The following is a 19,437-nucleotide window of genomic DNA, read 5'->3' on the forward strand; positions in this document are numbered from 1 at the left end:
CCGAATCCCTTCTCTGCGGACTCTGCGCCCCACTCTGCGCACTCTGCGTTGCAAAAAGCGGTGGCCGGGGCGCCACCGGCGTGTGGGGTTGGGCGACTCACTGGAAACGCAGATCTTTGTGGCACGACCGCATTTTTAAAACGCAGAGCGCGCAGAGTGGGGCGCAGAGCACGCAGAGAAGAATTTGTTGCGATCTGCGATCGCGGTGGCTCAATGGCGATCGGCATTGCCCATGTCAACCGGACGTCGCCTGCCGGGAGGGGCGTCATTGCCCGCAAGCCGGAACAGGCCCGGCGGGCCAGGATCGTCGCCTTCGCCGCACCCGGCGTTCAGGTCGATGCAGGCCAACGCAATAGCGCTCACGCAGCTTGTCCCGGGCCGGTTGACAACGGACCGGCAACGACAGCCCGTCCCGGCCCCGAGGGGCAACCTCCGGCCTGCCTACAACTCGATGATGCCGCCGCGCAGCCCTTTCGTTACGGCCTCGGCGCGGCTGGTCGCGTCCAGCTTGGCGAACAGTGCTTCCACATGAAACTTTATCGTGTGCACCGAGATCCCCAGCCGCCGCGCCATCGCCTTGTTGCTGAGGCCCTCGCCGATCAGGCCGAGGATCTCGCGCTCCCGCGGCGTCAGCAGGGGCGCATCCTCGATCGGCGCGAAGCCGCGCGTCTCCGGCATCCCGGCGGCGCGCACCAGCAGCCCGGCCGCCACCGCCCGCAGCGCCGCGTCCAACTGCGCCGCCGAGGCGTCGGGCGGCAGCAGCCCGGCCGGCGCGGCGCCCGCCGGCACGCTGGCGGCCAGCGCCACCACCGCCGCCTCGGACTCCCGCGGCAGCGGCTGGGCCAGGTCGCACAGCTCCACGTCGGGCGTGTCATCGGTGACGGCGTGGCCGGCGGCTTCCAGCATCGCTGCCAGCCCGCGCCGCCGCACCGGGTCCGCCGCGTGGATGCGGACCCGCAGGCCGGACGGCTCGGTCACGAGGCCGGCCGGGCGGCGACGGTCACGCTGATCGTCTGCAGCGCGCCGGCGCGCAGCACCCGCAGCGCCACCGCCTGGCCGATGCGGTCCGGCCCCAGCGACGCCGCCAGCGAGCGCGGGCGGCTGACCGGGGTGCCGTCGATGTCCAGCACGATGTCCCCTGGCAGGATGCCGGCCAGCTGGGCCGGCGCGCCCGAGGCCAGGCTGACCACCATCAGGCCGCTGTCGCGTCCGCTGCTCTGGCGGAAGCCGTCCGGGATCATCACCGGCTGCAGCCCGACGCCCAGCCAGCCGCGGGCGATGCGTCCCTCGGTCAGCAGCGGATCGACCACGCGCGCCAGGGTCGCGGCCGGGATGACGATGGTCCGCCGCCGCGGCCCGGCGGTGGACATGCCGATCAGCGCGCCGGACGGGGTCAGCACCGGCCCGCCCTCATCGGCGGCGAGGCGGCAGTCGAGGCGGATCAGCGCGTCGATCCGGCCGCCGGCCATGCTGTGCCAGGCCTCGCCGACCTCATGCACCATGGCCAGGCGCGCGGTGGGATGGCCGGCGGTATCGGCGCCCAGGATCAGGGCGAGGCTGCCGACAGGCGACGTGTCGGGCGTGGGCGAGGGCAGGGCGCCGTCCAGCGGGGTCGCCAGCTTCAGCACCGCGACGTTGGTGCCGGTGTCGCGTCCGGCCAGGCTCGCGCCGACGGTCTGGCCGCCGCGGAGGACCGAGAGCCCGGACAGGTCGCGCGGCAACGTCTGTTCCGAGGCGAGCACGACGTCGGGGCGCCAGAGGATGCCGGAGTGAGGGCGATGGCCGGTGTGGACGCCGACGACGAACGGGGCGGCCTGGTTCACCTGCCCGGCGAGCGAGGTGGAGAGATCGTCAATCATGCCCATGCGGTGGTACCTCCTTGCATGGCGTCATCCTGCGCGCCGGCGTGCCGGCTGGACATCGGGCGGATAGCCGGTCGCCGGCCCCGCCGGATGGCCGGGTGATCGTGCGGCAGGGGTTTTCCCGTTGCAGCCCATCGCGGCATTTGGTCCTTGAATCTGCGGCAACGGTTTCGGCACCAGTCGTCCGGTGTCACCGCAGGCGGAGCGTGCCCATGGCAAAGGCCGGGGCGCCCTGGCGCCGCCTCCGCGCATAGGCCGGGTCCTTCTCGTGGCGACATCCGCTCATTTTCCATTGTCCCGGCCGGTCGCATCAAGGTTCCGGCCGCCGCGGCCGCCATCCTGCCGGGCGGGACGGTTGCACTTGCAACAACGGTAGCCGTTGCGGAAGCAGAGGAATATCATTCTGTAACCGACAGCAACGGAATAATGCCGCCACACGGCGAAAATGATTGTGCAACAATGTCCCAATCGCTAGTTTTACCGCCATTCGCCATGTGCGCCGATCGGCGTGCCATCGGAAATTTGCTTCCTGTTTCCCGGAGCTTTGTAAACTCATGCGCCGTCTGACCGATCTCAGGATCGCCAACAAGCTGATCCTGGCATTCTCCAGCATTATCGTAATTGTTGCCGGGATCGGAGCGGCCATCTACGTCGAGCTCGGATTCCTCGAGCGGAGCAACGGCTGGACCAACCATACATATCAGGTGCTGGAGACCGCCGATGCGGTCGCGGCCAGCATGGTGAACCAGGAAACCGGCGTCCGAGGGTACCTCGTCAGCGGCGATACGCATTTCCTCGAGCCCTACCAGAAGGGACGGGCCGCCTATGATGATGCCCTGGCCAGGATCAGGCAGCTGACATCCGACAACCCGGCGCAGCAGGCGCGGCTGGATGAGCTGAACCGGTCTGCCCAGGCCTGGCGCAACGATGTTGCCGAGCGCGAAATCGCGCTGATGGGCAAACCGGAAACCCGCGAACAGGCGCGTGCCATCGAGGCCGGCGGAGCGGGCAAGGCCTCCGTGGATGCGATCCGTGCCAAGGTGGGCGAGATCGAGAAGGCCGAGCGCGGCCTGCTCGCCATCCGCTCGGCGGACGAGGACCGCGCATTCGGCACAACGCGCCTGGTGACGCTGGGCGGCGGCGTCGCGGCGCTGGCGATCGCCCTGGCCTGCGGGGTTACGCTTACCCGCGCGGTCGCGACGCCGATCAAGGGCATGACCGCGACGATGCGCGGGCTGGCGGCGGGTGACGTCACCGTCACGGTGCCGGCGACGGAGCGCCGGGACGAGGTGGGCGAGATGGCCCAGGCGGTCCAGGTGTTCAAGGACTCCATGGTCCGGAACAGGCAGCTTGCCGCCGAGCAGGAGGCCGAACGGGCCGCGAAGGAACAACGCGCCACGAAGCTGGCCAGTCTGGTGCAGGCGTTCGAGGCGCAGGTCAGTGGGCTGGTCGGCCAGCTTTCGTCGGCATCATCGCAGCTTGAGGCGACGGCGCAGTCGATGTCGGCGACGGCGGAGCAGACCAAGAGCCAGGCATCGACCGTGACGGCGGCCGCCTCGGCGACCAGCCTGAGCGTGCAGACGGTCGCCGCCTCGGCCGAGGAGCTTGCCACGTCGATCTCCGAGATCAGCCACCAGGTTGCCGATTCCAGCCAGATGATGGGCAAGGCGGTCGAGGAGGCACACCGGACCGACAAGATCGTGCGTGTCCTGGCGGAACGGGCGCAGAAGATCGGCGATGTGGTCGGGTTGATCACCTCGATCGCGGGGCAGACCAACCTGCTGGCGCTGAATGCGACCATCGAGGCGGCGCGGGCCGGGGATGCCGGCAAGGGCTTTGCCGTTGTCGCGGCCGAGGTGAAGGGACTGGCATCGCAGACCGCCAAGGCGACGGACGAGGTTGCCGGCCAGATCACGCAGGTCCAGACCGCGACAACCGAAGCCGTCACCGCCATCCAAGGCATCGCCAGTACGATCGAAGCGGTGAGCCGGATTGCCACCGGCATCGCAGCCGCCGTGGAGGAACAGGGGGTTGCGACCTCGGAAATCGCCCGGAGCGTGCAGCAGACGTCGGCCAGCACGCAGGACGTCACCGCCAACATCGCTGGCGTGAACGAGGCCGCGGCAACGACCGGAACGGCCGCCGCGCAGGTTCTGACGTCCGCCGGCGAGCTGGCACGGGAAGCGTCTTCCCTGGCTGGCGAAGTGAACCGGTTCGTCGCCGAGGTGAGGGCCGCGTAGCAGGCGCCATGGCGTCCGGGCGGCCATGCGGGACCTGGCCACCCGGGCCATCTCCATGCGCATTGGATAAGGTCGCTGGCGAAGCGAGATCGTCTCTGAGGGCTTGGGGCGGAGGGCCTGTTGGCGTTACCAAGGAAGCGGTCAAAGGGCGGCCAGCCCCGATCGTCATGCCGGGCGGAGGCCCCATGGGCGTGAAATAGCGGGATGGGCGGCGCGGTCGTGTCTACATCGTCATGGTGGGCGCAGGCCCACCATCCACGCCTTTTGCCGATATCAGCACCGCCAGGCGTGGATGGCGGCCCGGAGCCTGTGCCCGGGCTTGTCCCGGGTACCGGCCAGGACGGTTGGACCGTCCGTGCGACAATGGGAGCGGCTATTCTGCATCAGGCCCTTTCGGCCGGGCGTGTCCGCACAGGCGCTGACAGAAGGCGGCCGAGCGCAGCGAACCGTCCCTTCCGTCATGGCGGCCGCAGGGTGCCCATGCCAATGAAGGCGCACGTCGGCCAGGCTCACCTTGCCCGGGGTTTCCCGGCTCATCTTGCCTGGGGTTTGTTGTATCCTCCGGATCAATTCCCGATCAGGCCACGAAGCGCCGCAGGCCATCGACCAGCCGCAGCGCATGGAAGTTCATCAGCAGGCCGATCGGCAGGTGGCTCAGGCGTAGATAGGTCAGGACTTGCGCCTCATGCTCGGCCGTGATGGCCGCGGCCGCCCTTATTTCAAGAATAACGGTATTCTCCACGACAACATCCGCCCGGAACGCCAACGGCAGCACTTCGCCCCGGTAGGTGACCGGAATGGCGACCTGGCGCTGGAATCCGATCCCCGCCCGCTTCAGGTCCCGGCACAGGCAGGCCGCATAAACCGATTCGAGCAACCCCGGCCCAAGCACCCGGTGAACGTCGATCGCCAGGCCGATAATCCGCCCGGTCAGTTCCTAATGCTCATACATCCCGAACCCTCCGCCTGTCGCACGGCTCTCCGGCTTTCTGAAGCCCTCCCATTTTCTCTGTGCGAAACATTAATAAAGTCTGAACGGCACAGAAGCCGCCAGCGACCCTCCCCACAAGCCGCCACGAATCCTCCCGACCCCAGGCCCCGCCACATGGCCGGGTATGCCCGCGTCCTTCGCCTCCCCATCTCCCCCCGCCGAAAGGACCCCCTTCGATGCCGCTCGACTCCTTCAACCAGGATCTCGATCCCTACTCCGCCCAGGTGGCGCATGCCTTCGACAGCGCCGGCCCGGCGGTCGTGCATGTCATGGCCTTCGCGAAGGACGGCCGTCCCGCGGGACAGGGATCGGGCGTGATCTTCACCCCCGACGGCTACGTCCTGACCAACAGCCACGTCGTCGCCCGGGCGCACCGGCTGCGCGCCAGCCTGACCGACGGCCAGAGCTTCGAAGCCTCCCTCGCCGGCGACGACCCCGATACCGACATCGCCGTGCTGCGCCTGTCGGGCGCCGGACTGCCGCACGCCGAGCTTGGCGTCTCGGCCTCGCTGCGCGTCGGCCAGCTTGTCGTCGCCATCGGCAATCCGCTGGGCTTCACCTGCACCGTCACGGCCGGCATCGTCAGCGCGCTCGGCCGCAGCCTGCGCACCGGATCCGGGCGGCTGCTCGACAGCGTGATCCAGACCGACGCGCCGCTGAACCCGGGCAACTCCGGCGGCCCGCTGGTGTCCGGCGCCGGCCGCGTCGTCGGCATCAACACGGCGATGATCGCGCCGGCGCAGGGCATCTGCTTCGCCATCGGCATCGACACCGCGATCTGGGTGGCGACGCGGCTGATGCGCGACGGCCGGGTCCGCCGCTCCCGGCTCGGCCTGGCGGCGCAGACCGTGCCCATCAGCCTGCGGGTGCGGCGGTTCCACGGGCTGCAGCAGGCCGCGGGCGTGATGGTGTCCGAGCTGGCCGCCGACGGGCCGGGACGGCTGGCCGGACTGCAGGCCGGGGACGTGCTGCTGTCGTTCGATGGCGTGACGCTCACCGGGGTGGACGACCTGCATCGCGTGCTGACGGCCGAGCGCGCCGGTGTCCCGGCGCCGCTGGTGCTGCTGCGGCGGGCCGAGGTACTGACGCTGCCGGTGACGCCGGCCGAGGCTTGAGGCGGCGGTCTCTCCGTCAAGGCCGGGCGTGTCCCTATGGCTATCAGGATAGGGCGACGGCTGGAGAAAAAACGAGTGCCCAGTCGGTTGCCTCACCGTCATGGCCGGGCGTGTCCCGGCCATCTGCACTTCGACGGTGGGGGGGATGGCCGGGACACGCTTGGCCATGACGATAGGGTGACGACCCGGTACGCGGAGGGTGCACGCGGCACTACCCGGAAGATGACGCGCTCTGGACTCAACCGCACGTTGACACCAGCCCGACCGAGCGATCAAGTGGCGGCATTCCGGCCTACACCGGTCCAGACATAGCAACACCCCAGGGGCTACACCGCAGGGTCATGAAACACATACCAATTGTCGCCGCTGCCCGGCACCGCGGCGCGGATGTGCCGGTTTAGCCATGCTGCTGGTCATCGACGCCGGCAACACCAACATCGTGTTCGCGGTCCACGACGGCACCGTCTGGCGCGGCGTCTGGCGCATCCGCACCGACGCGCAGCGGACCTCGGACGAGTATGCCGTCTGGCTCAGCAGCCTGCTGAGCCTGTGCGACCTGAAGCGCGAGCAGATCACCGGTGCCGTCATCGGCACGGTGGTTCCCGCCGCGCTGTACCACCTGCGCCGCCTGTGCCGCGACTGGTTCCATGTCGAGCCGCTGGTCGCCCGCGCCAGCCTGGACTGGGGCTTCGCGATCAAGGTGGACCAGCCCGGCGAAGTCGGCGCCGATCGGCTGCTGAACGCTCTGGCCGGGCACAGGCGGTTCGGCGGGCCGCTGATCGTCGTCGATTTCGGCACCGCCACCACGTTCGACGTGGTCGACGGCACCGGCGCCTACCTGGGCGGCGTGATCTGCCCCGGCATCAACCTCTCGATCGAGGCCCTCCACCAAGCCGCCGCCCGCCTGCCGCGCATCGGCATCGGCCGGCCGCAGTCGGTCATCGGCCGCTCCACCGTGCCGGCGATGCAGTCCGGCATCTACTGGGGCTATGTCGGCCTGATCGAGGGCCTGCTGGCCCGGATCACGACCGAATTCGGCAGCCCGATGAAGGTCGTCGCCACCGGCGGCCTGGCGCCGCTGTTCGCCGAGGGCACGCTGATGATCGAACATATCGAGCCCGACCTGACACTGGATGGCCTGCGGATGTTGGCGGAGCGCAACCCAGCGCCCACATTGCCCCGGGAGAGAACGCGACTGATCGAACACGAGTAACGGAACGAAATCTTACAGATGGACGAAGACATCGGTGAACTGGCCTTCCTGCCGCTGGGCGGGACGGGCGAAATTGGCATGAACCTCAACCTGTACCGCTGGCGCGAGGCCGGCCAGGAAACCTGGATCGCAGTGGATTGCGGCATTGGCTTCGGCGGCAGCGAACTTCCCGAGGTCGAGGTGATGATGGCCGATCCCGGCTTCATCGCCGATCGGCGGGAGCGGCTGCGCGGGCTGGTGATCACGCATGCGCATGAAGACCATATCGGCGCCGTCGCCTGGCTGTGGCCGCAGCTGCAGTGCCCGGTCTACGCCACGCCGTTCGCCGCCGCGGTGCTGCGCCGCAAGCTGACCGAGGTGGGGCTGGCCAACCAGGTCCCGGTGCGCGTCGTCCCGCCGGGCGGCAGCATCGACCTGAAGCCGTTCGCGGTGCGCTTCCTGAAGCTGGCGCACTCCATCCCCGAGGCGCAGGCGCTGGTGATCGAGACGCCGGCCGGCATCCTGCTGCACACCGGAGACTGGAAGCTCGACCCCAACCCGCTGATCGGCCCGCCGACAGACGAGGCGGCGTTGGCAGCGCTGGGGGCGAAGGGCGTGCTGGCGATGGTGTGCGACTCGACCAACGCCATGGTCGAGGGACACTCCGGCAGCGAGCTGGATGTCCGCAACAGCCTCTCGGCGCTGATCCGCGACCTGACCGGGCGGGTGGCGGTCACCTGCTTCGCCTCCAACGTCGCGCGCATGGAGTCGATCGCGCTGGCGGCGCAGGACGCCGGCCGCAGCGTCGCCCTGGTCGGCCGGTCGCTGCGCAACATCGACGCCGCGGCGCGGGAGTGCGGCTATTTGCGCTCGATCCCGCCGTTCCTGACCGAGGACGACATCGACGACGTGCCGGACGACAACATCCTGATGATCGTCACCGGCAGCCAGGGCGAGCCGCGCAGCGCCCTGGCCCGCATCGCACGCGACGAGCATCCGCGGGTGTCGCTGGGGGAAGGGGACACGGTGATCTTCTCGTCCCGCATGATCCCGGGCAACGAACGCGCCATCGGCACGGTGCAGGACCAGTTGGTGCGCGCCGGGGTACGGCTGATGACCGATGACGACCACCTGGTGCACGTCTCCGGCCATCCGGCGCGCGACGAGCTGCGGCGGATGTACCGCCTGGTGAAGCCGCGCTATTCGGTGCCGGTGCACGGCGAATGGCGGCACCTGTCGGCGCACGCCGAGCTGGCGCGGGAAGCCGGGGCGGAGCCGTTCATGATGGAGGACGGCGACATCATCACGCTGTTCCCCGGCCGCCCGGCCATCACCGACAGCGCGCCCTCCGGTCGGCTGGTGCTGGACGGGGTCCGGCTGCTGCCGCTGAAGGGCGACGTGATGAGCGCTCGCCGCCGCATGCTGTTCAACGGCATCGTCGTCGCCAGCCTGGCGGTGGACCAGGCCGGGCGGCTGCTCGGGCGGCCCAGGGTCAGCGCGCCCGGCCTGCTGGAGCCGGACGAGGCCGGGACCGACCGGGTGGCGGACGACTTCGCCGACACGCTGCGCGACCTGCCGGCGGACGTGCGGCGCGACGACACGCTGCTGGCCGATGCCGCGCGTGCGGCGCTGCGCCGGGCCCTGGGGCGGCGCATCGGCAAGCGGCCGGCCGTTGACGTTCACCTGATCCGGATCTGAACGGCGATGAACTGGTTCACCGGCACCGTACTGTTTGTGATGATCTGGTGGACGGCGCTGTTTGCCGTCCTGCCGATCGGCACCCGTCCGGTGGCGAAAGCGGATGCCAGCAGCGGCTGGCGGGGGGCGCCGGAACGGCCGCGGATGCTGATGAAAATCATCATCACGACGATCGTGGCATGCGTGTTGTGGACGGGGGCGTACTGGCTGATTGGCAGCGATTATGTCAGTTTCCGGCACGGCATGTTTGCCGCGCCGGTTGATAACTGACTTTTTGTATTGGGACGTTTTGTTTGTTGATTCGTTAGACCGGTCTTCCCCACTACGGAAAGCTCAGGAGTGTCCTTGACTTTCCCAGCGGTTGGCGTTTCCTCCCCAAACTTGGCCTGCATACTCGCCGGTAAGCAGCCCGGGCCTTGTTACCCAAACTCCGGCCCCGTGTCACGCTGTTTTGTAGCTTTTTCAGACCCTAACAGAAAGTTTATTGCGTTTAGGGGTTGTGCAGCGCACAAAACTTACGGCGCGATCATTAGAGCGGACATAATTTAACAAATAGCATCATTTTTGGTACGTCTTTACGTAACCCGCCCCGCGGCGTTGCAACCGCGCCATTCATTGCCGGCCGCCATACTGGTAGCGGAGCCGGCGTAAACGGGTTACGAGGGCCGCCTCTGGTCCCTGATCAACGGCACCTCTGAACGGAACCCGATCGCGATGCGCCTGTCCCATGCTTTCATCCCCACCCTGAAGGAAACGCCGGCCGAGGCGCAGATCACCTCGCACCGGCTGATGCTGCGGGCCGGCCTGGTGCGTCAGACCTCGGCCGGCATTTACGCCTGGCTGCCGCTGGGCCTGCGCGTGCTGCGCAACATCGAGCGAATCGTGCGGGAGGAGCAGGACAATGCCGGGGCGCAGGAAATCCTGATGCCGACCATCCAGCCGGCCGAGTTGTGGAAAGAGAGCGGCCGGTATGAGGACTACGGCAAGGAGATGCTGCGAATCCGCGACCGCCACGAGCGCGACATGCTGTACGGGCCGACCAACGAGGAGATGGTGACCGACCTGTTCCGCCAGTCGGTCAAGAGCTACCGCGAGCTGCCGCAGATCCTGTACCATATCCAATGGAAGTTCCGCGACGAGGTGCGGCCCCGGTTCGGCGTCATGCGCGGGCGGGAGTTCCTGATGAAGGACGCCTATTCCTTCGACCTCGACCATGCCGGCGCGGTGATGAGCTACCGCAAGATGATGCTGGCCTATATGCGCACCTTCCAGCGCATGGGGCTGAAGGCGATCCCGATGGAAGCCGACACCGGGCCCATCGGCGGCGACCTGAGCCACGAGTTCATCATCCTGGCGCCGACGGGCGAGAGCCAGGTGTATTATGATGCGGCGTTCGAGGAGATTGACTACCTCTCGGGCGGAGCCGGCGGGTTCAGCCATGACAAGCCGGAGGACCTGGAGCGGTTCTTCAAGCAGATGACCAGCCACTACGCCGCCACCGACGAGAAGCACGACGCCGCCCGCTGGGACAGCGTCGCCGCGGACCGCCGTCGCGAGGGCCGCGGCATCGAGGTGGGGCACATCTTCTACTTCGGCACCAAGTACACCAAGCCGATGAACGCCGCGATCGCCGGACCGGACGGCAAGCTGGTGCATCCCGAGATGGGCAGCTACGGCATCGGCGTCTCCCGCCTGGTGGGCGCTGTGATCGAGGCCAGCCACGACGACAACGGCATCATCTGGCCGGACAGCGTCGCGCCGTTCAAGGCCGCGATCCTGAACCTCAAGCCGGGCGATGCCGCCTGTGACGGGCTGTGCGAGCGGCTGTACGCGGCATTCGGCGGCAACGCGCTGTACGACGACCGCAGCGACCGGGCCGGGGCCAAGTTCGCCGATGCCGACCTGATGGGGCATCCCTGGCAGATCGTCGTCGGCCCGCGCGGCGCGGCGGCCGGCACGGTGGAGCTGAAGCGCCGCGCCACCGGCGAACGGGTAGAAGTGACGCCGGAAGAGGCGCTGGCGAGGATTGGCTAGGGCAGGTTCCGTTTGAGGCGTACCCTCTCCGTCATGGCCGCCCTCTCCGTCATGGCCGCCCTCTCCGTCATGGCCGCCCTCTCCGTCATGGCCGGGCGTGTCCCGGCCATCCACCCCCCGCCCTTGAAGCGTAGATGGCCGGGACACGTCCGGCCATGACGATAGGGAGACGACCTGGCGCCGCCGGTGTCATCCCGGCAGCTTGGCAGTACCAGTCCCATCTGAACCGTCCCGATCTCTCATCCGGGAAGTGCCCCTGAATGTTCGGCCCCTTTGAACGCATGGTCGCCGGCCGCTACCTGCGCGCCCGTAAGGGTGAGCGGTTCGTCTCGATCATCGCCATCTTCTCGCTCATCGGCATCGCCCTCGGCGTCGCCACCCTGATCGTCGTCACCTCGGTGATGAGCGGCTTCCAGGTCGAACTGGTGTCGCGCATCCTGGGCGTGAATGGCCACATCACGGTGGAAGCCTACGCCGGGCAGAAAATCGCCGATTACCGGCCCCTGGTCGGGCAGATCCGCGACCTGCCGGACATCGCCTCGGCGACGCCGGTGCTGGACGGGCAGGCGCTGCTGTCCACCCAGAACGGCGGCGCCCGCGGCGGCCTGGTGCGCGGCATCAGCCTGGAGGACCTGCGCGCGCTGCACCCGATCAGCGACAACATCGTCGCCGGCAGCCTGGATAGCTTCACCGGCGACGACGCCATCGTCATCGGCGTCGGGCTGGCCAACGCCTACCGCCTGCGCATCGGCAGTTCGCTGACGGTGATCTCGCCCGAGGGCGCGGCGACGGCGTTCGGCACCATTCCCCGCGTGCGCGCCTACAAGGTGGTGGCGATCTTCGACGCCGGGTTGAACGACTACAACAGCAGCGTGGTGTTCCTGCCGCTGCCGGCGGCGCAGATCTTCTTCCAGAAGCCGGACGCCATCACAGGGATCGAGATCCGCCTGAAGGACCCCGACAAGGTGAACGCCGCGGCGCGCGAACTGGCGCCGCTGCTGCGCGGCCGCCCGGTCTATGCCCGCGACTGGCGCCACGCCAACGACACCATCATCGGCGTGCTGCAGGTGCAGAAGGACACCATGTTCATCGTGCTGGGCATGATCGTCCTGGTCGCCGCGTTCAACGTGGTGTCGTCGCTGATCATGCTGGTGAAGGACAAGCGCGCCGACATCGCCGTGCTGCGGACCATCGGCGCCTCCAGCTTCGCGATCATGCGCATCTTCCTGATGTGCGGCGCCTTCGTCGGCGTCGCCGGCACCGTCATCGGCACGCTGATCGGCGTGGTGTTCTGCTGGAACATCCACGCGATCCAGCATTTCATCGAGAACGTCACCGGCGGGCGGGTGTTCGACGCCTCGGTGTTCATGCTGACCGAGCTGCCCAACACGATCGACTGGGGCGACGTGGCGCAGGTCGTCGCGCTCGGCCTGGCGCTGTCGCTGCTGGCGACGCTGTATCCAAGCTGGCGGGCGGCGCGCACCGACCCGGTGGAGGCCCTGCGCCATGAGTGACACGCCCATGGGTGACACGTTGGTGCTGCGCGGTGTGAAGCGGACCTACCGCGGCGAGGGCGGCGACCTGCCGGTGCTGCGCAGCGCCGATCTGACGGTGCGGGCCGGGGAGATCGTCGCGCTGGTGGCGCCCTCGGGGGCAGGCAAGTCGACGTTGCTGCATGTCGCCGGGCTGCTGGACCGCGCCGACGGCGGTTCGGTGCTGATCGAGGGGCGGGATGCCGGCGGCCTGCCCGACGCCGCCCGCACCGCCGTGCGCCGCGACACCATCGGCTTCGTCTACCAGGCCCACCACCTGCTGGCCGAGTTCTCGGCGCTGGAGAACGTCGTGCTGCCGCAGATGATCGCCGGGCGGTCGCGCCGGGCGGCACAGGATCGGGGACGGGCGCTGCTGTCGGCGTTCGGCCTGGGGGCGCGGCTTTCGCACCTGCCGGGCAAGCTGTCGGGCGGCGAGCAGCAGCGAGTGGCGATCGCGCGGGCGCTGGCCAACGGCCCGAAGCTGCTGCTGGCCGACGAGCCGACGGGCAACCTGGACGTCGGAACGGCGGACGTGGTGTTCAACGAGCTGCTGGCGATCGTGCGGCAGCACGGCCTGGCGGCGCTGATCGCGACGCATAACCCGGACCTGGCGGCGCGGATGGACCGGACGGTGACGTTGCGGGACGGGCGGTTGGGGTAGGCGGGGGCGGGGGCATGAGAGATATCGGTCAGGCTGGAAAGGCACCCATGGTTGGCCTATAAGTTGGCCATGGATACCATTCCCGAAAAAATGCCGCCGGGCTGGGTCATGGAATCGCTTGAACGCAGCGAGGCGCAAATAGAGGCTGGGCAAGCGGTCCCGCTTGAGCCAGTTCTCCATCGGCTTCGGGCAAGCATAGCCCGCATGCAGGGCAAGCGGCTGCAGGCTGAGCGAAAGCCATCCCCCGACGAGTGATCTCGCTCAGTCCCGAAGCCGAAGCCCAGGTCGATCGGCTTATTGCCCACTATGAAGCAAAGAAACGGATTGCAGCCGCGGTCAATCTTTTGAATGCCCTTGAGCGAGCGAAACTTCGCATCGCCCGCGCGCCAGAGGCCGGACTGGAAGCGCCCCGCCCTTATCCCGCCCTGAAACGCTATGGCCGGCGTTGGATCATTGAAGGAAGTTACTGGATTTCCTACAGCCTGACGATGCCGCCGGTTATCTCGGGCGTTTTCTACGTCACAGCGGATATACCGAACCGTATGCTGCCTTGATAAGCGCCCGGTGTCTCTACCCTTGGTGGCGGCGCGGGTCCACCTGACCCTGATGATATGACAGGACGGGATTGTGCCACGATCATTCGCGAGCAACGTCGCCGGGATGATCGCATTCCGGGGCAGAACCCCAGCCTGAAGGACAGGCTCCCCACCATCCTCGCCGAACCCTATGGCGACGCGCTGCTGGCGGCGGAGCGTGTGACCAGCCTGCCGGAGAGCAGCTTTCCCACAACATGCCCCTGGCCGTTCGAGCAGGTAATCGACGATGGGTTCTGGCCGGAGGCCGTTACGCAATGACGCCCGACCGGTTCCGCGATTGTCCTGCCGCTCTTGATTGGCCGCGGTGCGAGCTTGCTCAGCGGCTGGGCGTGCAGCGCGACGACCGTGCGCCGATGGTCAGCCGGGACCGAACGGGTTGCCGAGGCGGCCGCGCGGTGACTGGAAAGTGCCGCGCAGCCGCTGCGACGCGAGCCAACGCCTGGCCGGATGGCGTGAAGGCGGCCAGAGCTTCCGATCAACTGAAGCCGGCCCCTTCTCAAGAGCGGTCATCATGTCGGAGAGTGCAAACTCAACTGTCTTGGGCAAGTCAGCCCGCCGTCGGTCCGGCCAGCGTTTTGGCGGAAATCCTGGACCGAAGTCGTCATGCTGTTGGCAAGCAGTACCGGTCCCCTAGCGGCCAAACCTTGTCTCGAATCTTGTCGAACTCAGCCGGGGTCACTGGGGCTGGCATCTCCCTATATCCTATTGGTGGTTCGCATAGATGTTTTGCCAAAGCTGCATGAACTCTGCCCGAAACAGAAAGCCATCAGCATTTTTGAGTTCGTCTTTGAAAAACCCGCGTACAATAGGAAGGAGGGCCCAGCTCTGCCTGTCCGGCTCAATGCACCTGCTCAAGATCGGATTAATACCGATCTGGCTAATAAGTTGGCTGATAATCTCGAACTCTTGGGCGGAGGCAATGATGTAGGGCATACTCTCAACGATAGAAGCTGGTACATCGGCCTTCGCCAGCAGCGTGCCGATATGGGCCGTCAGCATTTCGTTGACGCGTGGGCTGATAAAAAACCAGTCCTCTAGCGTCAAGATCAGCGGGTAAATTGGAAGGCCGTCCGGCTTCCATGAAGTCTGCCTATCGAGACTACGCCGAATATTCTGATAATGCTGCACGATGGCCATGGCCATAATGTTCAGGTCGCGATCGAGCGGTGCCGTTTCGGAACGGACCTTTGAGCCAACCGTGAGACGCTTCGCCTTCGCCTCTACAAAGAGATGGCCAGTGTGGTCGGAGACCGTCCAGTCAACGCCGTGCATCTTCCGCTGTCCAACAAAGTAAGGCTCCTCGGGCAGGATGGTGAACCTCGGCGGTTTGCACGTAAGCTTAATAATGTCGCCCACATAGTCTTGGAAAGACTCGCCGAACGGATTGCTAAACTCCGCGAGGCTCACAAGGTCGTAGAAAATGCCGCCCGACAGCCGTCGCATTAACCACCATGGCATAGGGCAGAGAACACGATCAGGAAAGCTCGGGTCAACACTGATTAGGGGCCGTTTCTCGAGTGGATTTTGGCCATATGCCCAATCCTGGTCATAGCGTTGCTGAGCGACGATTTCGCGGCGGAGATCTGAAGTCGTACTTGTAAGTCTACTGAGCAGTGCAATCGACGCGTCGCGGGGAATTCCTAGAACCCCATAGTCCTGATTGATACTCATGCCCGAATTGTTTAGAAAGCTCCCACTAACGGCAGATCCGAGCAAAATGGCTTGCTTTATCGTCATGCCGAGCGTCTGGACAACAAGCCGGTCGACGGCCTCGGTTCCGAATACCTTCAACGCTCGCATCAACGGGGCCGCCCCCGCGTCAATCTGCCATGGCCACTGCCGATGAGCGATGCGGTGCAAATCGCGTAGGACATCAGCCTGAGGGTCATGTCCCGTGGTGAAGGCGACATCCTCGAGGCGCCGAATATAGTTTATCGTGTTGGCGAGGTCGCTCCATTTCTTGAGCGTGCGCGTCCCATTTGTCGATGCGTTCAGCAACAGTTCCCTCGACAGGATGTCAAGATCCCAGGGATACAAATATTTGTTCAACGGCCCATGGGCGAGCGCCGGTCGGCCGGTCAGATAATCGGGCGGTAGCGGCCGATCATAGAGCAGGTCGAGCGATAGGCGCCAAATTTCCACTAAGCTCGGAAGCAGCGGAAACTTGCGCAGATGGTTCCGAAAGGGCTTATAATCGTCGAAAAAGGCCATGCCGTGCTTATCCAGTCCCAGCAACGATACAACACAGTGTCGATCCTGTCACGGCGACGATTTATGGGCAGCTATAAGCTGGCCCTCATGACGGAAGCACCCAAGCGACCTTCAGCGTCAGACCGAAGCCTCTTCCCTCTTCAACTGAACGTATGTCAGATTTTCGCGCCCTCCGCCAAGAACCCGCCATTCCGCTTTCGGCCAACTAAAGACAAGGATAGCCAGGACAAGCCCGGCAATCACACGAGGGCAACGGTCAACCACCGCGCCTGCCAGTATCGCGCCCTCCAGCCGAACCGCCGCACCGTTCACCCGAACCGTTGCAGCGTGTACCGCGGATCGATCGCCTCGCCATGCAGGATGGCCGCCGCGGTCATTTGCCCCACAACCGGCCCCAGCGTGAACCCGTTGGCGGTCACCGCATTGTAGAACCCCGGCCGCCCCGGCGCCTCGCCCAGCAGCGGCGCGCGGTCGATCGCCGGCGCAAGCCCCGTCCACGCCCGCAGCATCGACAGCGCCGCCACCGCCGGCAGCGCCCGGGCGCAGGTCCACAAATTGCCCTCGATCGCCGTCCGCTGGTTGCGCGTCCAGCCGGTCGCCGCATCCAGGCTGCCGTACCACCCGCCGCCAATCAGCAGCCTGCCGTTGGCCTGCTGCTTCACCGACAGATGCCGGCCGGCCATCGCGACCAGGTGCTTCGTCAGCACCGGCGCCGCCTCGGTCACGGTCACCTGCTGCACCGTCCCCGCCACCGGCAGGTCCAGTCCCACCATCCGGCCAACCCGCGCCGCCCAGGCGCCGGTCGCGTTCACCACCCGCCCGGCCGAGACGGTGCCCTTACCCGTGGCCAGCGTCCAGCCGGAACCCGAGCGCTCGATCGCCGTCACCTCCGCCCCGCGCAACACCCGCGCGCCATGCGCCTTTGCCAAACGCAGCAGCGCCGTCATGGCACGCAGCGGGTCGCCGAAGCCCTCGCCGGGGGCGAACGCGGCACCCAGCATCCGGTCCGACACCGCGGGGGCGAGGTCGCGCAGCTCATTACTGGTCAGCATCCGGGTGTCGATGCCGTAGCGCTTCTCCACCGCCGCCTTGCGGCGCAGCCAGGCGACCCCGGCCTCATCCTCGGCCAGCATCAGGCCGCCTCTGACGTGCAGGCCCAGGTCGTCGCCAGCTTCGGCGGCGATGTCCTGCCACAGCCCGATACCGCGCGGTCCCAGCGGCAGGGTATGGCCGGCCGGCCCGCCGTCGGCCGGGGTCTCGCCGGTGAAGTCGTAGGACAGCAACTGCACGTGCAGGCTGCCGGCATTCGCCGTGCTGGCCGCCATGCCGATCTCGTCACGGTCCAGCAGCAGGACGTCGGCGCCGTTCTTGGCGAGGAAGTAGGCGGTCGAGACGCCAACCACCCCGCCGCCGACGACCACGACGTCCGCCTGCCGCGCCGCCACCGGCTCGGCCGGCACGGCGTGCAGGTGCGCGGGCAGCGGCGGGTCCGCCACGACGTCCGCGGCGAATTCCGGCGCCTCCCGCATCACCGCGCCGATCGGCACCGGCCGCAGCGGGGCGCGGGGCGAGGCGAAGGCGACGTCCTCCTGCTTGTCGGGGCACAGTCGGCCGATGGTATTCGCGCAGAAGCGGCCCTGGCAGTCGCCCATGCCGGCGCGCGTCGCCTTCTTCAGCGCCGGCAGCGAGGTCACGCCGGCGGCGATCTGTGCCCGCAGCTCGCCCGCGGTGACCTCCTCGCAGCGGCAGACGATCGCCTCGTCCTTGATCTTCACCCGATCGGCGTCGAACACGAACAACAGCGACTGCTGAAATTCCTTGGCGCGCGCGACGGCGATCGCCGCCCGCTCCAGCACCGGGGCGTTGAAGCCGAGGTCGCGTGCCGCCGCCTGGCCGGTCAGCCAGCCCTGCCACTGCGCAATGCGGGCGCCGCCGATGACGGTGTTGTCGCCAGCCGCGAAGACCGTCTCGATCGAGGTGCGGCCGTCGTCATCCGCCTTGGTGGCGAGGTAGCCCGGGCCGACATTGACCCACCGGTGCGCCACGCCCAGGGCGCGGGCCAGGGTGTTCTCGGGATGGAAGCCGACGTTCAGGGCGACGACGTCGACCTCGAACCGCTGCTCGCCGGCGATGGCGACCTGCACCCGGCCGTCGCCTTCCAGGCGGTCCAGCGCCGTTTCCCACAGCACCGGCACCTTGGCCTTTTTCAGTTCCCACAGCATCTCCCGCCCCTCGCGGAGCAGGTCGCCGCCCCACCAGGACATCTTGAAGACGTCAGGCCATTGCAGCATGCCGGGGTTCATCGCGCCCTCGATCACCGCCACCGGCTTGATGCCGCAGGCCAGCAGTTCGCAGGCAAGCTGCATGTTCAGCGGGCCGTTGCCGGCGAGCAGGATACGCTCCCCGGGCGCGACGCGATGGGAGCGCACCAGGGCCTGCAGACCGCCGGTGGTCATCACCCCCGGCAAAGTCCAGCCGGGCACCGGGATCGGCGTCTCGAACGCACCAGTGGCGAGGATCAGCCGGCGCGGGCGATAGGTGACGGACCGGCCGCGCACCACCGCGGCGATCTCATCCGGCGCGAAGGCGCCCCAGACGATGGCGTTGGATTCAATCTGCACGCCGGCGTTGATGGCCTGGCCGCGCAGGTCGATGCCCAGCCTGAATTTCCGGTCCGGCCTGAGATTGGTGTGGCTCGGCGCCAGCGGCCGGGCGAACTCGCCGCCGGGGGCCGGGCGTTCGTCCAGAATTACCACCGAGGCGCCGGCCCGGGCCGCGGCGATGCCGGCGGACAGGCCGGCGACGCCGCCGCCGACAATCAGGATGTCGCACGCGCGTTCCTCGGCGGCCGGCGCCGCTTGCGGCACGGCCAGAGTCTCGGGCGGCGTGCTGGTCACCGTGATGCCGTCCGCCGCCGGCGTCATGCAGGCGCGCTGGCCGGACCGGCCGTCGATGGTGACGACGCAGTCGTAGCAGGCGCCATTGCCGCAGAACGCGCCGCGTGGCGCGCCGGACTGGGTGTGGCGGAGCGTGGTGACGCCGGCGGCCGCCAGGGCGGCGGAGATGGTCTCGCCCTCCAGCGCCTTGATGGTCTGGCCATCAAACTGGAAGGTGATGGATTGGGCGGCGGGCTGGATGTTTGGATGGGTCAGGCGCATGGGCGCTCTATGGCAAACATCACGCCCGGCTCCAACCCGTCATTTGCATGAAACAGCCTTGCTGGGACGGCTGCCGGAGAGTCCGCCCCCCATTCCCTCAGCCGTTGCAGACCGTGACGGGGCGAAAGGCAAAGGGTGTTCCGTCAC

15 protein-coding genes are annotated in these 19,437 nt (G+C 67.5%); 10 read left to right on the forward strand and 5 right to left on the reverse strand.

Annotated features, from left to right (window positions below; translation table 11 throughout):
* Positions 1 to 441: 441 nt before the first annotated feature.
* Both CCS01_RS13740 and CCS01_RS13745 read right to left on the reverse strand, forming a co-directional pair.
* Positions 442 to 978 carry a response regulator transcription factor gene (locus tag CCS01_RS13740; protein ID WP_239992154.1) on the reverse strand — a complete coding sequence of 179 codons (537 nt, stop codon included), beginning with the start codon at positions 976 to 978 and terminating at the stop codon, positions 442 to 444.
* Complete coding sequence (locus CCS01_RS13745) at positions 975 to 1,865, reverse strand: S1C family serine protease (protein ID WP_104519381.1); 891 nt, start codon at positions 1,863 to 1,865, stop codon at positions 975 to 977. The genes CCS01_RS13740 and CCS01_RS13745 overlap by 4 nt, the downstream gene beginning before the upstream one ends.
* 551 nt (positions 1,866 to 2,416) lie before the next feature.
* Here CCS01_RS13745 and CCS01_RS13750 point away from each other — a divergent pair.
* The gene (locus CCS01_RS13750; protein ID WP_104519382.1) at positions 2,417 to 4,102 is read left to right on the forward strand and encodes a methyl-accepting chemotaxis protein; all 1,686 of its coding nucleotides are present in this window, start codon (positions 2,417 to 2,419) and stop codon (positions 4,100 to 4,102) included.
* 577 nt (positions 4,103 to 4,679) lie between these two features.
* Here the strand turns inward: CCS01_RS13750 and CCS01_RS13755 are convergent.
* Positions 4,680 to 5,036, reverse strand: coding sequence for a GxxExxY protein (locus CCS01_RS13755; protein WP_104519383.1), 357 nt, complete (start codon positions 5,034 to 5,036; stop codon positions 4,680 to 4,682).
* A gap of 233 nt (positions 5,037 to 5,269) precedes the next feature.
* On the opposite strand from CCS01_RS13755, the gene CCS01_RS13760 reads away from it, so the two are divergent.
* The 9 genes from CCS01_RS13760 (at position 5,270) to CCS01_RS13805 (ending at position 14,179) form a co-directional block, all read left to right on the forward strand.
* Positions 5,270 to 6,208 (forward strand): S1C family serine protease, encoded by a 939-nt coding sequence (locus CCS01_RS13760; protein WP_104519384.1) that lies wholly within the window; start codon positions 5,270 to 5,272, stop codon positions 6,206 to 6,208.
* A 403-nt stretch (positions 6,209 to 6,611) separates the two neighbouring features.
* Entirely contained in the window at positions 6,612 to 7,421 is an 810-nt protein-coding gene (locus tag CCS01_RS13765) for a type III pantothenate kinase (protein ID WP_104519385.1), read from the forward strand.
* An 18-nt stretch (positions 7,422 to 7,439) separates the two neighbouring features.
* Positions 7,440 to 9,098, forward strand: coding sequence for a ribonuclease J (locus CCS01_RS13770; protein ID WP_104519386.1), 1,659 nt, complete (start codon positions 7,440 to 7,442; stop codon positions 9,096 to 9,098).
* A gap of 6 nt (positions 9,099 to 9,104) precedes the next feature.
* Positions 9,105 to 9,368, forward strand: coding sequence for a DUF1467 family protein (locus CCS01_RS13775; protein ID WP_104519387.1), 264 nt, complete (start codon positions 9,105 to 9,107; stop codon positions 9,366 to 9,368).
* A gap of 444 nt (positions 9,369 to 9,812) precedes the next feature.
* On the forward strand, positions 9,813 to 11,132 hold the full coding sequence (gene proS / locus CCS01_RS13780; RefSeq protein ID WP_104519388.1) for a proline--tRNA ligase: 1,320 nt from the start codon (positions 9,813 to 9,815) through the stop codon (positions 11,130 to 11,132).
* Between the two features lie 260 nt (positions 11,133 to 11,392).
* On the forward strand, positions 11,393 to 12,646 hold the full coding sequence (locus CCS01_RS13790) for a lipoprotein-releasing ABC transporter permease subunit (protein WP_104519389.1): 1,254 nt from the start codon (positions 11,393 to 11,395) through the stop codon (positions 12,644 to 12,646).
* Positions 12,639 to 13,325, forward strand: a complete 687-nt coding sequence (locus tag CCS01_RS13795) for an ABC transporter ATP-binding protein (RefSeq protein ID WP_408887489.1) — start codon at positions 12,639 to 12,641, stop codon at positions 13,323 to 13,325. The genes CCS01_RS13790 and CCS01_RS13795 overlap by 8 nt, the downstream gene beginning before the upstream one ends.
* 251 nt (positions 13,326 to 13,576) lie before the next feature.
* Positions 13,577 to 13,879 carry a type II toxin-antitoxin system RelE/ParE family toxin gene (locus tag CCS01_RS32805; protein ID WP_146101744.1) on the forward strand — a complete coding sequence of 101 codons (303 nt, stop codon included), beginning with the start codon at positions 13,577 to 13,579 and terminating at the stop codon, positions 13,877 to 13,879.
* Between the two features lie 57 nt (positions 13,880 to 13,936).
* Positions 13,937 to 14,179 carry a DUF29 family protein gene (locus CCS01_RS13805; protein WP_104519392.1) on the forward strand — a complete coding sequence of 81 codons (243 nt, stop codon included), beginning with the start codon at positions 13,937 to 13,939 and terminating at the stop codon, positions 14,177 to 14,179.
* A gap of 444 nt (positions 14,180 to 14,623) precedes the next feature.
* On the opposite strand, the gene CCS01_RS13810 is transcribed toward CCS01_RS13805, so the two are convergent.
* A complete protein-coding gene (locus CCS01_RS13810; RefSeq protein ID WP_104519393.1) occupies positions 14,624 to 16,132 on the reverse strand; it encodes a hypothetical protein in 1,509 nt (502 codons plus the stop codon).
* A 308-nt stretch (positions 16,133 to 16,440) separates the two neighbouring features.
* Entirely contained in the window at positions 16,441 to 19,290 is a 2,850-nt protein-coding gene (locus CCS01_RS13815) for an FAD-dependent oxidoreductase (protein WP_104519394.1), read from the reverse strand.
* Between the last annotated feature and the right edge of the window lie 147 nt (positions 19,291 to 19,437).

Origin of the sequence: Rhodopila globiformis, assembly GCF_002937115.1 — a bacterium.
GTDB lineage: Bacteria > Pseudomonadota > Alphaproteobacteria > Acetobacterales > Acetobacteraceae > Rhodopila > Rhodopila globiformis.

Excerpts from the sequence above, each read along its gene's own strand:
- CCS01_RS13795 (WP_408887489.1), top strand. The coding sequence starts at position 12,639 with ATGAGTGACACGCCCATGGGTGACACGTTGGTGCTGCGCGGTGTGAAG.
- CCS01_RS13760 (WP_104519384.1), top strand. The coding sequence starts at position 5,270 with ATGCCGCTCGACTCCTTCAACCAGGATCTCGATCCCTACTCCGCCCAG.
- proS (WP_104519388.1), top strand. The coding sequence starts at position 9,813 with ATGCGCCTGTCCCATGCTTTCATCCCCACCCTGAAGGAAACGCCGGCC.
- CCS01_RS13750 (WP_104519382.1), top strand. The coding sequence starts at position 2,417 with ATGCGCCGTCTGACCGATCTCAGGATCGCCAACAAGCTGATCCTGGCA.
- CCS01_RS13745 (WP_104519381.1), bottom strand. The coding sequence starts at position 1,865 with ATGGGCATGATTGACGATCTCTCCACCTCGCTCGCCGGGCAGGTGAAC.
- CCS01_RS13810 (WP_104519393.1), bottom strand. The coding sequence starts at position 16,132 with ATGGCCTTTTTCGACGATTATAAGCCCTTTCGGAACCATCTGCGCAAG.
- CCS01_RS13765 (WP_104519385.1), top strand. The coding sequence starts at position 6,612 with ATGCTGCTGGTCATCGACGCCGGCAACACCAACATCGTGTTCGCGGTC.
- CCS01_RS13790 (WP_104519389.1), top strand. The coding sequence starts at position 11,393 with ATGTTCGGCCCCTTTGAACGCATGGTCGCCGGCCGCTACCTGCGCGCC.
- CCS01_RS13805 (WP_104519392.1), top strand. The coding sequence starts at position 13,937 with ATGACAGGACGGGATTGTGCCACGATCATTCGCGAGCAACGTCGCCGG.
- CCS01_RS13815 (WP_104519394.1), bottom strand. The coding sequence starts at position 19,290 with ATGCGCCTGACCCATCCAAACATCCAGCCCGCCGCCCAATCCATCACC.
- CCS01_RS13770 (WP_104519386.1), top strand. The coding sequence starts at position 7,440 with ATGGACGAAGACATCGGTGAACTGGCCTTCCTGCCGCTGGGCGGGACG.
- CCS01_RS13775 (WP_104519387.1), top strand. The coding sequence starts at position 9,105 with ATGAACTGGTTCACCGGCACCGTACTGTTTGTGATGATCTGGTGGACG.